15 protein-coding genes are annotated in these 13509 nt (G+C 77.1%); 9 read left to right on the top strand and 6 right to left on the bottom strand.

What is annotated here, in order from left to right:
- Positions 1-225 precede the first annotated feature (225 nt).
- Genes ACI78R_RS21165 through ACI78R_RS21150 form a run of 4 tightly spaced genes read left to right on the top strand, consistent with a single transcriptional unit; the run spans position 226 to position 3054 of the window.
- Positions 226-945, top strand: coding sequence for an SGNH/GDSL hydrolase family protein (locus ACI78R_RS21165; protein ID WP_457042167.1), 720 nt, complete (start codon positions 226-228; stop codon positions 943-945).
- 59 nt (positions 946-1004) lie between these two features.
- Positions 1005-1937: an ABC transporter ATP-binding protein gene (locus ACI78R_RS21160; RefSeq protein ID WP_457042166.1), complete on the top strand. Its 933-nt coding sequence runs from the start codon at positions 1005-1007 to the stop codon at positions 1935-1937.
- Positions 1934-2788, top strand: coding sequence for an ABC transporter permease (locus ACI78R_RS21155; RefSeq protein ID WP_457042165.1), 855 nt, complete (start codon positions 1934-1936; stop codon positions 2786-2788). Before ACI78R_RS21160 ends, ACI78R_RS21155 begins: the two co-directional genes overlap by 4 nt.
- Positions 2785-3054, top strand: a complete 270-nt coding sequence (locus ACI78R_RS21150; RefSeq protein ID WP_454556100.1) for a helix-turn-helix transcriptional regulator — start codon at positions 2785-2787, stop codon at positions 3052-3054. Before ACI78R_RS21155 ends, ACI78R_RS21150 begins: the two co-directional genes overlap by 4 nt.
- Before the next feature lie 3 nt (positions 3055-3057).
- Here the strand turns inward: ACI78R_RS21150 and ACI78R_RS21145 are convergent, their stop codons facing one another.
- The 4 genes from ACI78R_RS21145 to soxR form a co-directional block, all read right to left on the bottom strand.
- A complete protein-coding gene (locus ACI78R_RS21145) occupies positions 3058-3735 on the bottom strand; it encodes a class F sortase (protein WP_457042164.1) in 678 nt (225 codons plus the stop codon).
- Positions 3716-4627 carry a hypothetical protein gene (locus tag ACI78R_RS21140; RefSeq protein WP_457042163.1) on the bottom strand — a complete coding sequence of 304 codons (912 nt, stop codon included), beginning with the start codon at positions 4625-4627 and terminating at the stop codon, positions 3716-3718. The genes ACI78R_RS21145 and ACI78R_RS21140 overlap by 20 nt, the downstream gene beginning before the upstream one ends.
- A gap of 133 nt (positions 4628-4760) precedes the next feature.
- Positions 4761-5603: a 4,5-DOPA-extradiol-dioxygenase gene (gene ygiD, locus ACI78R_RS21135; RefSeq protein ID WP_457042169.1), complete on the bottom strand. Its 843-nt coding sequence runs from the start codon at positions 5601-5603 to the stop codon at positions 4761-4763.
- 49 nt (positions 5604-5652) lie between these two features.
- Positions 5653-6159 (bottom strand): redox-sensitive transcriptional activator SoxR, encoded by a 507-nt coding sequence (soxR, locus tag ACI78R_RS21130; protein WP_457042162.1) that lies wholly within the window; start codon positions 6157-6159, stop codon positions 5653-5655.
- A 46-nt stretch (positions 6160-6205) separates the two neighbouring features.
- On the opposite strand from soxR, the gene ACI78R_RS21125 reads away from it, so the two are divergent.
- The gene (locus ACI78R_RS21125) at positions 6206-6901 is read left to right on the top strand and encodes an SDR family NAD(P)-dependent oxidoreductase (RefSeq protein WP_457042161.1); all 696 of its coding nucleotides are present in this window, start codon (positions 6206-6208) and stop codon (positions 6899-6901) included.
- A complete protein-coding gene (locus ACI78R_RS21120) occupies positions 6898-7938 on the top strand; it encodes an S-adenosylmethionine:tRNA ribosyltransferase-isomerase (RefSeq protein ID WP_457042160.1) in 1041 nt (346 codons plus the stop codon). Before ACI78R_RS21125 ends, ACI78R_RS21120 begins: the two co-directional genes overlap by 4 nt.
- Before the next feature lie 3 nt (positions 7939-7941).
- Here the strand turns inward: ACI78R_RS21120 and ACI78R_RS21115 are convergent, their stop codons facing one another.
- Positions 7942-8646 (bottom strand): (2Fe-2S)-binding protein, encoded by a 705-nt coding sequence (locus tag ACI78R_RS21115; RefSeq protein WP_457042159.1) that lies wholly within the window; start codon positions 8644-8646, stop codon positions 7942-7944.
- Positions 8647-8781: 135 nt separating this feature from the next.
- Between ACI78R_RS21115 and acs the strand changes: the two genes are divergently transcribed.
- From acs to ACI78R_RS21100, 3 genes are all read left to right on the top strand, one after another.
- A complete protein-coding gene (gene acs / locus ACI78R_RS21110; protein ID WP_457042158.1) occupies positions 8782-10734 on the top strand; it encodes an acetate--CoA ligase in 1953 nt (650 codons plus the stop codon).
- 134 nt (positions 10735-10868) lie between these two features.
- Positions 10869-11378: a phage holin family protein gene (locus ACI78R_RS21105; RefSeq protein ID WP_336030320.1), complete on the top strand. Its 510-nt coding sequence runs from the start codon at positions 10869-10871 to the stop codon at positions 11376-11378.
- Positions 11375-12325 (top strand): alpha/beta fold hydrolase, encoded by a 951-nt coding sequence (locus ACI78R_RS21100; protein WP_457042168.1) that lies wholly within the window; start codon positions 11375-11377, stop codon positions 12323-12325. Before ACI78R_RS21105 ends, ACI78R_RS21100 begins: the two co-directional genes overlap by 4 nt.
- Here the strand turns inward: ACI78R_RS21100 and ACI78R_RS21095 are convergent, their stop codons facing one another.
- Positions 12326-13507: a MarP family serine protease gene (locus ACI78R_RS21095; RefSeq protein WP_073418192.1), complete on the bottom strand. Its 1182-nt coding sequence runs from the start codon at positions 13505-13507 to the stop codon at positions 12326-12328.
- Positions 13508-13509: the final 2 nt, after the last annotated feature.

Below are 13509 nucleotides of genomic sequence, written 5' to 3'. Positions count from 1 at the left end.
CGGCACGCCCGGCGGCGGGGGCCCCCGCCGCCCGCCCCCCCCGCCGCCGGGGCGCCCCCCCGCCCCCCCCCGCCCCCCCCCCCCCGCCCCCCCCCCCCCCCCCCCTGGCCGGCCTGGCGCGGACCCTCGCCGACGAGGGCATCCGGCCGCCGGCGGTGTGGGTGGTCGGCGACGTCGTCGGGCTGGCGCCGCGGCTGGACCCGCCGACGGCGTGAGGGCGGCTGCGTGAGGGGCACGGCGCTCGCGCTCGCCCCGCTCCTGCTCGTGCAGGGCGCCGGGGTGCGGCGGCGGACGCCGGTGCTGCCGGAGGCGGCGGGCCCCCGCGCGGGCAGCGTCCCCGGCAGCGTCCCCGGGGACGGGCCGCCGCTCACCGCGGCGGTGCTCGGCGAGTCCACCGCCGCGGGGGTCGGGGTGGCCCGGCAGGAGGACGCGCTGGCCGGCCGGTTCGCCGCGGCGCTGGCCGCGGCGAGCGGGCGGGAGGTGCGCTGGCGGCTGTCGGCCCGCACCGGCACGACGGCGGCGCAGGCCACGCCGCGGCTGGTGCCGGGGCTCGCCGGGCTGCCGGCCGACGTCGTCCTGGTGGCGCTCGGCGTCAACGACACGCTGCGGCTGCGCTCGCCCGCCGCCTGGCTGCGCGACGTCACCGCCCTGCTCGACGCGCTCGCCCCGCTCACCGCGCCCGGCGGGGTCACCGTGCTCGCCGGGCTGCCCGACCTCGGCCGCTTCCCCACCCTGCCGCAGCCGCTGCGCGGCGTCCTCGCCCGGCAGGCCCGCGACCTCGACGCCGCGCTGGCCGGGCTGTCGCGGCCCGGGGTCCGGCACGCGCCGGCGCCGCCGCTGGACGGGCCGGGCCTGTTCGCCGACGACGGCTTCCACCCCGGCGCGGCCGCCTGCCGGCTGTGGGCCGACGCGCTGGCGCGCGTCGCGCTCGCCGCGCCGTCGTAGCGTTGCCACTGCGGATGTAGCAGTCCTACTATCTCGCCACCGACAGATCGGAGGCGACGATGCCCCGTCCCGACAGTCCCGACGACCCGGTGGTCGACGTCCGCGGCCTGCGGATGGCCTACGGCACGAACGAGGTGCTGACCGGCGTCGACCTCACCGTCTCCGCGGGCGAGGTGGTCTGCCTGCTCGGCCCCAACGGCGCGGGCAAGACCACGACGATCGAGATCCTGGAGGGCTTCCGCGCCCCCTCGGCGGGCACCGTCCGGGTGCTCGGCGAGGACCCGATGCGGGCCGGCGACGCCTGGCGGGCCCGGGTGGGGGTGGTGCTGCAGTCCTGGCGCGACCACGCCCGCTGGACCCCGCGCCGCCTGCTCACCCAGCTCGGCGACTACTACGCGCCGTACTCCACGCCCCAGCGGCCGCGGCCCTACGAGGTCGGCTGGCTGCTGGACACCGTCGGGCTCACCGAGCACGCCGACCGCAAGATCGTCGGGCTCTCCGGCGGCCAGCGGCGCCGGCTCGACGTCGCGGTGGGCATCATCGGCCGCCCCGAGCTGCTGTTCCTCGACGAGCCGACGGCGGGCTTCGACCCGCAGGCCCGGCGCGACTTCCACGACCTGGTGCACCGGCTGTCCGACCTCGAGGGCACCACGATCCTGCTGACCACGCACGATCTCGCCGAGGCGGAGAAGCTGGCCGACCGGATCCTCATCCTGGCCGGCGGCCGGATCGTCGCCGACGGCAGCGCCGACGAGCTGGGCCGCCAGGTCGCCGGCAGGTCGGAGGTGCGCTGGGCCTGCGGCGCCGAGCGCTTCGTGCACCCGACCGACGACGTCGTCCCCTTCGTCCGCCGCCTGTTCGAGCAACACGGCGGGGAGCTCACCGACCTCGAGGTGCGGCGGGCGAGCCTCGAGGACACCTACCTGGCCATGGTGCAGCGGTTCGAGTCCGGCGCCCGGAACCGGCCGGTGCTCGAGGAGGTCGTGCGATGAACCCGACCCGGCACGCGATCGGCCTGGGCCTGCGCCGCGGCTGGACGGAGTTCCTGCAGAGCGTCCGCAGCCCGCAGGACCAGGGCTTCTACCTGTTCACGGCGGTCGGCACGGTGCTGCTGCTGTGGTTCAACCGGGACAACGAGATCGGCGACTCGGGGATCTTCTACCCGACCTACGCACTGCCGAGCATCCTCGGCGCCCTGGTGGCCTTCGGGGTGGTCATCGGCCCGGCGTTCGCCCTGGCGATGGAGCGCGAGGACGGCACGCTGCTGCGGCACAAGGCGCTGCCGCACGGCATGCAGGGCTACGTGACCGGGCAGCTCACCTACCACTCGCTGAGCCTGCTGCCCTCGCTGCTGACCATCCTCGTGCCGAGCCTGCTGCTGTTCGACGGGCTCATGTCCGGCGGGGCCGCCGGCTGGCTGACCGTGGCGTGGGTCGTCGTCCTGGGTCTGCTGGCCACGCTGCCGCTCGGCATGGTGCTCGGCTCGGTCGTGCCCGGCACGCAGAAGGTGGGCACCTGGGGGATGCTGCCGATCCTCACGCTGACCGCGATCTCGGGGATCTTCTTCCCGCTGCAGGCGCTGTGGGGCTGGGTGCAGGGCCTCGCGCAGGTCTTCCCCGTCTACTGGATCGGCCTGGGCCTGCGGTCGGCCTTCCTCCCCGACGCGGCGGTGACCCTCGAGGTGGGCGACTCCTGGCGCACCGGGCTGACGGTGCTGGTGCTCGCCGCCTGGGCCGTGGCCGGCGCGCTGGTCACCCCGCGGGTGCTGCGCCGGATGGCCCGCCGGCAGTCCGGCTCCACGGTCGAGGCGGCCCGCGAGGCGTCGCTGCAGTGGGTGCGGTGAGCGGCGACCGCGACGCGGTCTTCAACCGGATCGCCCTCCTGCGCGCCGAGCAGGGGGTGACCCGGCGCGACCTGGCCGACGCGCTCGGCGTCCACTACCAGACGGTCGGCTACCTGGAGCGCGGCGAGTACAACCCCAGCCTGCACCTGGCGCTGCGCATCGCGGAGTTCTTCGGGCTGCCGGTGGAGGTCGTCTTCTCCACCCGGCCGTTCCCGCGGATCAGCGACGCCGCCCGCCCGGCCGATCCCCCCGCCGCGGCCGGCTGACGCTCAGACGAGGTCGGCGAAGACGACGGTGTTGTCCTCGCTGGCGCCGGCCTCCTCGTCGTACTCCCCGCTGCAGGTGACCAGTGCGAGGTCGGCGCCCTCCGGGTGGCCCTCCAGCGCCTCGGCCAGCGCCGGCGTGGCCTTGTCCAGGCCGGTCACCGGCTCGCCGAGGACCCGCAACCGGAGCACCGCGCCGCCGGCGTCGACGAGCACCACCTCGTCGCCGGCGGACAGTCCGGGCAGCGGGTCGAAGACGGCGCCGCCGTCCGCCCCGGCGTGGCCGAGCAGGACGGCCATCCGCCCGGAGCCGGGCGCGGGCCCGTCGGACCACCACGACGTCGTCCGCATCGACGCCGGGACCCCGTAGCCGTCGACGGCCTCCCCGGTGAAGGGGTTCTCGTACCGCACGGTGCCGCGGCTCTCGACGGCGGTGTCGACGCCGATGGCCGGGATGGCGATGCGCGCCGGGACGACGGGCCCGTCGGCCGGGGCGCCGGCGGCGGGGAGCGCGGGCACCTCCCCGGTCGCCGGGACGGCCGGGAGGGAGACCGCCGGCGGCGCCGCGGCGTCGGCCGCCGGGCGCCCGGTCCAGACGAACACCCCGGCCCCGGCGAGCAGCACGACGAGGAAGGTCAGCAGCGGCAGCCGCTGGCCGGAGAGCTCACGGGCGACGGATCGCACGGGACCGCACCCGGGAGACGGCGGCGCCGGTGGCGCCGGCGACCAGCACGCCGCCGCCGAGCAGCGCGAGCGGCACGCCACCGGCGTCGTCGGACCGGGAGGCCGCGACGGTCTCCACGGCCCCGTCGCCGCCGGTCGGCGCGTAGCCCAGGTACCGCACGGGGTGCTCGCCCGCCGACGCCGCGGCGGGCGCGGCCGGTGGCGGCGCCTCGTGCGCCGGCTCCGGCGCGGGCGTCCCGGGAGCGGCCGGCAGCGCGGGCAGGCAGGCCTGGAAGGCGGCGAGCAGCTCCTCGACGTCGGTGGCCACCTGCCCGGCGGCGGGACCGAGGGTGGCCGGGTCGAGCGCCGGCGGCTGCCCGGACGCGAGCCCGGTCAGCGCGCCCTGCAGCCCCGCGATCAGGTCCTGCACCGCCGCCGCCGGGTCCTGCGACAGCACCCCGTCCAGCAGGCCCCGGACGCCGTCGGCCACGCCCTGGACGCAGTGCTCCGGCACGCCGAGGGGGGTGAGCGCGGACTGCAGGCCGGACACGAGCTCCTGCGGGAGCGGCGGCACCGGGCCCTCCTCTTCCGCGGGGGCCGGTCCGGCGGGCGGCTGCTCGCCGGCACCGGCGCCGGCACCGGCGCCGGCGCCGGGCAGCGGCAGCGGCAGCGCGTCGGCGCCGGGGGCCGGCGGCGGGGCGGCGTCGTCGCCGCCCCGCTGCTCCCCGCCCTGCCCGGTGACCGCCTGCTCGAGCGTGGCGACGACCTCCTCGAGCGGGTTCGCCGGCGCGTCACCCGGTGCGGCCGCGGCCACGCCGGGCACCCCGACGACCGCGGCGACCAGACCGGTGACGAGCAGCGCCCGGCGGCCGCGCGGCCTGCGGGTCGGGGAGCGGTGCGAGGACGGCGACAACGGGACCCCCAGGGGACGTCGGGACAGGAGCGGCGCTCCCGTCCCGGGGGCAACGACCGTGACATCGATCGGTGACGGACCCCTCCGTCCTCCCGGTCCGCCGTCACGCTCCGGAGCGAACCGGTGACCCCGCTCAGATGTTGGCGCCGTCCGGCGGCGGCTCGTCCGGCAGCGGCGCGGCGAAGCCGGTGCCCCCGGCCGGGGTCGCGGGCATGCCGACCGTGTACGAGGTCATCGACAGCGAGCCGTACGCGTAGCCGTCCACGAGGACGTCCGCCGTCGTGCCCGTGGCCGCCGCGATGCCCGCCAGGTACAGCAGCGGCAGGAAGTGGTCGGGCGTGGGGACGGCGAGGTCGAAGTCGCGGTGCCCGTCGAGCCGGGTCACCGACGCGGGGTCGGTGAGCAGGCACTCGCGGGCGGCGTCGTCGAAGCGCCGGGCCCAGTCGAAGCCGGCGTCGGGCATGGCCCGGCTGACCCCGCCGAGGTTGTGCACGACGTTGCCGCTGCCGACGACCAGCACGCCGTCCTCGCGCAGCGGCGCGAGCGCCGCGCCCATCTGGAAGTGGTGGTCGGCGCCCTTGAGGGCGTTGATCGACAGCTGCGCCACCGGGACGTCGGCGTCGGGGAAGGCGTGCCGCAGCACCGACCAGGCGCCGTGGTCGATGCCCCAGCTGTCCACGTCGGCGCCCACCCAGGTGGGGGCGACGACGTCGGCCACCTGCTCCTGCAGCTCGGGCAGGCCGGGCGCCGGGTACTCGACGTCGAAGAGCTCCGGCGGGAAGCCGAAGAAGTCGTGGATGGTGCGCGGCCGCGGCATCGCGGTCACCGCCGTGGCGTGCACGTACCAGTGCGCCGACACGACGAGGATCGCGCGCGGGCGCGGGACGGCGCGGCCGAGCGCCGCCCAGGCCTCGGTGTAGCGGTTGCGCTCGAGCGCGTTCATCGGGTTGCCGTGGCCGATGAAGGCAGCGGGCATGACGGTCACTCGGCTCTCCCCCTCCGTCGTCGGCGCGCTCCCGCCCGGATCATCGCCTCCCCGGCTCCGGAGCGCGAGGGACGGCGGGGACGGCGGCCCGCCCGGCCGGGGGCAGCCGGCGCAGCAGCGGGGACAGCCGGCGGGCACCCGGGCCCTCGCGGCCGGCGACGTCGCCGGGGTTGGACAGCGCGCAGGAGCCCAGCGACAGGCAGCCGCAGCCGATGCACGACGTCAGCCCGTCGCGCAGCTGCTCCAGCGCGGCGATCTGCGCGTCGAGCCGGTCGCGCCAGTCGCGCGAGAGCCGCTCCCAGTCGCGGGCCGACGGGGTGCGCCCGTCGGGCAGCGAGGCCAGCGCCGCGCGGATCTCCGGCAGCGACAACCCGACGTTCTGGGCCGCGCGGACGAAGGCCAGGCGGCGCAGCACCGAGCGCCGGTAGCGGCGCGCGCCGCCCGGTGACCGCTCGGCACTGATCAGGCCCTCGGCCTCGTAGTGGCGCAGGGCCGAGTGGGCCAGGCCCGAGCGGGCGGCCACCTCCCCGATCGCGAGCAGCTCCACGGCGCCCCCTTGACCTCAAGTCGACTTCAGGTCAGAGCGTAGCCCCATGACACCCACCGCCCTGGTCACCGGCGCCTCCCGCGGGCTCGGCCTGGCCCTCACCGCCGCCCTGACACGCCGCGGCACGCGCGTCGTCGTCGACGCCCGCGACGCCGCCCGGCTCGCCGCCGCCGTCGGCGCCCTCCCCCACCGCGACCTGGTGACCGCGCTACCCGGTGACGTCACCGACCCCGCCCACCGCGCCGCCCTCGCCCGTGCCGCCGGCGACCGGCTCGACCTGCTGGTGCTCAACGCCTCCGCCCTCGGCCCGGCGCCGCTGCCGCGCCTCGCCGACCTCCCGCCCGCCGCGTTCGAGGAGGTGCTGCGGGTGAACGCCGTCGCCCCGCTCGCGCTGGTGCAGGCCGCGCTGCCGGCCCTCGAGCCTGCCTGCGGCACCGTCGTGTCGGTGAGCAGCGACGCCGCCGTCGAGGCCTACGAGGGCTGGGGCGGCTACGGCGCCGGCAAGGCCGCGCTGGACCTGCTCACCGCCGTCCTCGCCGTCGAGCACCCCGGCCTGCGCGTGCTCGCCGTCGACCCCGGCGACATGGCCACCGACATGCACGCCGCCGCCGATCCCGGCGCCGACCCCGCCGGCCTGGCCGATCCGGCCGACGTCGCGGCCGCGCTGCTGGACCTGCTCGACGGCGACGTCGCGGGCCCGCGGGTACGGCTGGCCGACCTGATGCCGGCGGCGCGGCCGTGACCGCCGCGGCCGCGTCGCACGCACCGGTGCCGATGGGCTCGGTGGCCACCGGGCCGCCGGAGCGCCGGGGCCTGGCCCGCGACGGCGTGCGACTGCTGGCCGTCCGCCCCGGCAGCCTCACCTCGGCCCGCTTCCGCGACCTGCCCGACCTGCTGGAGCCCGGCGACCTGCTGGTCGTGAACACGTCCGCGACGCTGCCCGCCCGGCTGACCGCCCGCCGCGCCGACGGCTCGCCGACGCCGCTGCACGTGTCGACGACGCTCGACGACGGCTCGTGGGTGGTCGAGGTGCGCCGCCCGGACGACGACGGCCCCGAGACGCGGCTGGAGCCCGGCACCGCGCTCGACCTGCCCGGCGGGGTGCGCCTGGTGCTGCGCGCGGGCTTCCCGGACCCGGGGACCCCCGGGCGGCTGTGGCGCGCGCACGCGACCCCCGCGGTGGCGGTGCCCGCGTACCTCGCGCGGCACGGCGAGCCGGTGCGCTACGGGTACCTGACGGCGCCGGTGGCCCTCGCCGACGTCCGCAACGTCTACGCCACCGAGCCCGGCAGCGCGGAGAACGCCAGCGCCGGGCGCCCGTTCACCGACCGGCTGCTCGTCCGGTTGATGGCCCGGGGCGTCCCGGTGGTCCCGCTGGTGCTGCACGCCGGTGTCTCCAGCCCGGAGGTCCACGAGCCGCCGGCGCCCGAGCGCTACCGCGTCCCGGAGGTCACCGCCCGGCTGGTGACGGCGACGCGGGACGCCGGGCGGCGGGTGGTCGCCGTCGGCACCACCGTCACCCGGGCGCTGGAGACCGTCACCGGCGAGGACGGCGTGACCCGCCCCGGCGAGGGCTGGACCGACCTCGTCCTCGGCCCGGAGCGGCCGGCGCGCGCGGTGACCGGCCTGCTCACCGGGCTGCACGCGCCGGAGGCGAGCCACCTGCAGCTGCTGCGGTCGGTGGCCGGCGGGGACCTGGTGGCCCGCGCCTACCGCGCCGCGGCCGAGGGCGGGTACCTGTGGCACGAGTTCGGCGACTCGATGCTGTTCCTGCCCTGAGCCTCACCAGAGGCCGGCGGCGTCCTCCAGCAGCAGGCGGCGGTGCTCCGGGGCCCGGGCCGGGCAGGCGGTGCACATCGGCTGCCCGGGCAGCCGGACCAGCAGGCAGCAGGAGGCCCGCCGCACGAACCGGGTGCCGCCGAGTTCGGTGTACCGCGGCGCGGGCATCGGGTGCCCGACGGCGGCGGCGACGGGCGCGGCCAGCGCGGTCACCGCCGCGACGTCGCCCAGCGCCCGGCCGAGGGCGAGCAGCCGGCCGGCCAGCGAGTCGGTGGCCACCGCCCACAGCGGCCGCTCCCGCATCCCGCCCGCCTCGGCCACCGCCGCGACCGCCGACCCGAGCGAGGCGCGCAGCTCCCCGGCGGGGTCGTCCCCGGCCGGCGCCGACGACACCCCGCCCAGCAGCACGCCGCCGACCTCGTACAGCGTCGTGTCGGCCAGCCGCGCCGACAGCGGGCGCCCGGTGGCCAGGCCCGCGGCCACCGGCGTCAGCAGCACCGCCGACGCCGAGTACCACCACACCGTGGCGAGGGCCCGCCGGTCGGCGCTGCGGTGCCGGGCGCCCAGCGCGGCCACCCGCTCCGCCGTCCACCCGGGGTCGGCCAGCAGGGCCGCCGGGACCCGGCGCGCGGCGGGTGGCGCGAGCAGGCCGAGGCCGGCCGCGCCGGGCACCCGGGCCGCCACCGCCGCCTGCGGTCCGCCGTCCACCGGGCCAGTGTCCGCGAGACCGCCACAGCCCGGCCGCACAGGGCCGCGCCGCGCGGTCCCGGGGGCCCTACGGTGTGTGCTGGCACACGCCGCCCTCCCGGCGGCGGACCAGACCCGAGACGGAGGGAGCCCCACGTGAGCGAGTCGACCGGGCCGGAGGGCCGCCGCTTCCCGGCGCCGCAGCAGCTGGCCGCCGCCGCGAACGTCGGCCCGGACGTGTACGCCGAGGCCGACCGCGACCGCCTGGCCTTCTGGGAGACCCAGGCGCGCCGGCTGAGCTGGGCGCAGGAGTGGGACGAGGTGCTCGACTGGAGCAAGCCGCCGTTCGCCAAGTGGTTCGTCGGCGGGAAGCTCAACGTCGCCTACAACTGCCTCGACCGGCACGTGGAGGCCGGCCACGGCGACCAGGTGGCCTACCACTGGGAGGGCGAGCCCGGCGACACCCGCACGCTCACCTACGCCCAGCTCACCGAGGACGTCTGCCGGGCCGCGAACGCGCTGCTCGAGCTCGGCGTGCAGGCCGGTGACCGCGTCGCCATCTACATGCCGATGATCCCCGAGACGGTCGTCGCGATGCTGGCCTGCGCCCGCATCGGCGCCGTGCACATGGTCGTCTTCGGCGGCTTCTCCGCCGACGCGCTGGCCAGCCGGCTCGACGACGCCGGTGCCGTCCTGGTCATCACCGCCGACGGCGGCTACCGCCGTGGGGCGCCGAGCGCGCTCAAGCCCGCCGTCGACGACGCCGTCGGCCGCAGCCCGGGCGTCCGCAACGTGCTGGTGGTCAAGCGGACCGAGCAGGACGTCGAGTGGACCGAGGGCCGCGACCTGTGGTGGCACGACGTCGTCGACCGGCAGTCGCCGCAGCACACGCCCGAGGCGTTCGACGCCGAGCACCCGCTCTACATCATGTACACCTCGGGCACGACGGCGAAGCCCAAGGGCATCCTGCACACCTCCGGCGGCTACCTCACCCAGGTCGCGTTCACGCACTGGGCGACGTTCGACCTCAAGCCCGACACCGACGTCTACTGGACCGCCGCCGACGTCGGCTGGGTCACCGGCCACAGCTACATCGTCTACGGGCCGCTGGCCAACCGGGCGACGTCGGTGATGTACGAGGGGACGCCGGAGACGCCGCACCGCGGCCGCTGGTTCGAGCTCATCCAGAAGTACGGTGTGACGATCCTCTACACCGCCCCCACGGTGATCCGGACGTTCATGAAGTGGGGCGAGGACATCCCCGCCGGCTTCGACCTGACCTCGCTGCGCCTGCTCGGCTCGGTCGGCGAGCCGATCAACCCCGAGGCGTGGCTCTGGTACCACGAGAACATCGGCGGCGGCCGCTGCCCGATCATGGACACCTGGTGGCAGACCGAGACCGGCGCGCACATGATCACCCCGCTGCCCGGCGTCACCGACCTCGTCCCCGGCTCCGCGCAGCACCCGTTCCCCGGCATCTCGGCGAAGGTCGTCGACGACGAGGGCAACGAGCTCGGCGACGACTCGACCGGCCTGCTGGTGCTCACCGAGCCGTGGCCGTCGATGCTGCGCACCATCTGGGGCGACGACGACCGCTACGTCGACACCTACTGGTCGCGGTTCGGGACGAACGTCTACTTCGCCGGCGACGGCGCCAAGAAGGACGCCGACGGCAACATCTGGCTGCTCGGCCGGGTCGACGACGTCATGAACGTCTCGGGGCACCGCATCTCGACCACCGAGGTCGAGTCCTCGCTGGTGGGCCACCCGACCGTGGCCGAGGCCGCCGTCGTCGGGGCGTCGGACCCGACCACCGGGCAGGGCATCGTCGCCTTCGTCATCCTGCGCGGCTCGGCCGAGGACTCCGGCGAGGACCTCGTGCAGACGCTGCGCAACCACGTCGCGCGGGACATCGGCCCGATCGCCAAGCCGCGGCAGATCATGGTCGTGCAGGAGCTGCCCAAGACCCGGTCCGGGAAGATCATGCGGCGCCTGCTGCGCGACGTCGCGGAGAACCGCGAGCTCGGTGACGTCACCACGCTCACCGACTCCTCGGTCATGAACCTGATCAAGGAGAAGCTCCCCGCGAGCAGCGGCTCCGACGACTGAGCGGGCACCGCGCCGCCCCGGCCTCCCCGCACGATCAGGGGAGGCCGGGGCGCGCGTCCGGCGATCATGGGGGACGATCACCGGCAGGCCGCCGCGCGCGGCCGCCCGCCGAGCCCCACCAGGGAGGAGCCCCCGTGGCCCACAGCGCGTCGTCCACCCAGCCCGCCGGGCGGCATGCCGGCTCCGCCGCCGACGACCCCTCGGTGGGCGCGCTCGTGCAGAGCGCCATGGCCGACGTCTCCACGCTGATCCGCGCGGAGATCGAGCTGGCGAAGTCGGAGATCGGCCGCTCGGCGAAGAAGGCCGGCGTGAGCGTCGGGCTCTTCGCCGCCGCCGGGGTGCTCCTGGCCTTCGCCGGGATCTACCTGTTCGTCACCATCGCCGAGTTCCTGACCTGGCTGGGCCTGCCCCGCTGGGTGTCCTACCTGATCGTCACCGTCGGGCTGCTGCTCGTCGCCGGGGTGGCCGCGCTCATCGGGCTGCGGATGCTCAAGAAGATCGACAAGCCCGAGCGGACGATGGAGTCGCTGCGCGAGCTGCCCGACGTCATGCACCGCGAGGCGCCCGGCGCCCGCCGCCGCGCGCTGCCCACGGTCAGCAACGGGCGCGTCGAGCGGCGCTCCCCCGACACCTACCTGGTCTGAGCGCGGCCGGCGGGCGGCCGGGCGGCGTCCCGGCCGACGAGCGGCCCGACGCCACCAGCGTCCTGCTGCCCGGCCCCTGGCTGCACCGCGACGCCTCGGCCAACGGCGTCCGGCTGCACCTCGCCGAGGCGGGGTCCGGCCCGCTGGTCCTGCTGCTGCACGGGTTCCCGCAGTTCTGGTGGACCTGGCGGGCGCAGCTGCCCGCCCTCGCCGACGCCGGCTTCCGCGCCGTCGCGCCCGACCTGCGCGGCTACGGCGCCAGCGACAAGCCGCCGCGCGGCTACGACCTGCCCACCGCGGCCGGCGACGTCGCGGCGCTGGTGCGCGCGCTCGGCGAGAAGGACGCCGTCGTCGTCGGCCACGACTGGGGCGGGCTCGTGGCCTGGACGATGGCCGCGCTGCACCCGCGGGTGGTCCGCCGGCTCGTCGTCGTCTCGATGGCCCACCCGCGGCTGCTGCGGGCGGGCCTGCGCGACCGCGCCCAGCGGCGGGCGCTGCGGCACGTGCTCGGCTTCCAGCTGCCGCGGCTGCCCGAGCGGCGGCTCACCCGCGCCGACGACGACCCGGTGGCGGAGTTCCTGCGCAACTGGGCGGGGCCGGAGTGGACGCACACCGCCGACTTCGCCGAGGCCGTCGAGCGCTACCGCTCGGCGGCGCGCATCCCGCAGGCGGCCTACGGGTCGATGGAGTACTTCCGCTGGGCCGGCCGCTCCCAGGTGCGCCCCGACGGCCTGCGCTACGCCCGCCGGATGGCCGCGCCGGTGACCGCGCCGACGCTGCAGCTGCACGGGTCGGCCGACCCGCTGGTGCTGCCGGGCACCGCGCGCGGCTCGGGCCGGTACGTGGCCGGCGCCTACGAGTGGCGGGAGCTGCCGGGCGTCGGCCACTTCCCGCCCGAGGAGGCGGCGGCCGACGTCACCCGCGCGGTCCGCGACTGGGCGCGCTAGTCACTCGCAGGGGCCGGTGTCGGCGGCCGCGGTGGCCGCCGCACCCGCCGTCGCGGCCGGGGCGACCTGCTGCGCGGTGAGCGCGTAGCCGGTGGTCGGGTCGTCGATCGCCGAGGCGAACACGACGCCGATGACCTGGCCGGCCGGGTCGAACAGCGGGCCGCCGGAGTTGCCCGAGCGCACGTCGCCGAACAGCGCGTAGACGTCGCGCTGCACCGTCCGGGTGTTGCGGAAGTCAGGGCCGCTGATCGGGCCCTGGTCGCGCACCCGGGCGGCGCCGACGAACAGCGGGCCGCCGCCGGGGTAGCCCATGATGATCGCGTCGTCGCCGGTGTCCGAGACGCCCGCGGCGAAGGCCAGCGGCACCTGCGGCAGGTCGGGGACGGCGAGCACGGCGACGTCGACCTCCTCGTCGACGTACACCGGGGTCGCCTCGTACTCCTCGCCCTCCGCCTCGACCACCGGGTCGCTGACGCCGGCGAGCACGTGGGCGTTGGTCATCACCCGGCCCGGCGCGTAGACGAAGCCCGACCCGTCGATCTGCCGCGAGCACGACGGCGCGATGCCGCTGATCTTCACGACCGAGCCGCTGACCTGGCCGACCACCGGGCTGCCGGCCAGCGCCGGGTCGGGCGCGTCGACCTCGCGGGCCTGGGTCGGGGTGAGCGGGTCGAGCACGTCGGGCAGCCCGCGCCGGTCGATGGCCTCGCGCAGCGAGTCGTAGACCGAGCGCACGCTGTCGGGCACCGCCCGGTCCACGGCCTGCACCAGCGCCGACTGGCGCACCTGCCCGGCCACCTGGGGGAACGGCGCGGTGGCCAGCGGGCTGGCCACCATCCACGCGACCAGCAGCACGGCCACCGCCGAGACGACGGCGCCGGCCACCGAGTCGAGCACCTCGGCCGGCTCCCAGGTGACCCGCCGCCGCACGGCCCGGCCGACCGCGCCCGCCAGCACCTGCCCGAGCAGCGCCCCGGCGAGCACCACGACCAGCGCCGCGAACACGCGGGTGACCGGCGTGCTGTCGAGCCGGTCGGCCACCGGGCCGGAGAGCTGGGCACCGAGCACCGCGCCGCCGAGGAACCCGAGGAACGACGTCGCGGAGACCACCAGCCCCTGGCGGAACCCGGAGAAGGCGAAGACCAGGGCGAGGGCGATGAGGAGCAGGTCGACCAGCGACATGG

It is taken from the genome of Geodermatophilus sp. SYSU D01106, assembly GCF_054049995.1.
The sequence above is the reverse complement of the archived record's forward strand: the minus strand, read 5'-3'. Positions and strand labels throughout refer to the sequence as shown.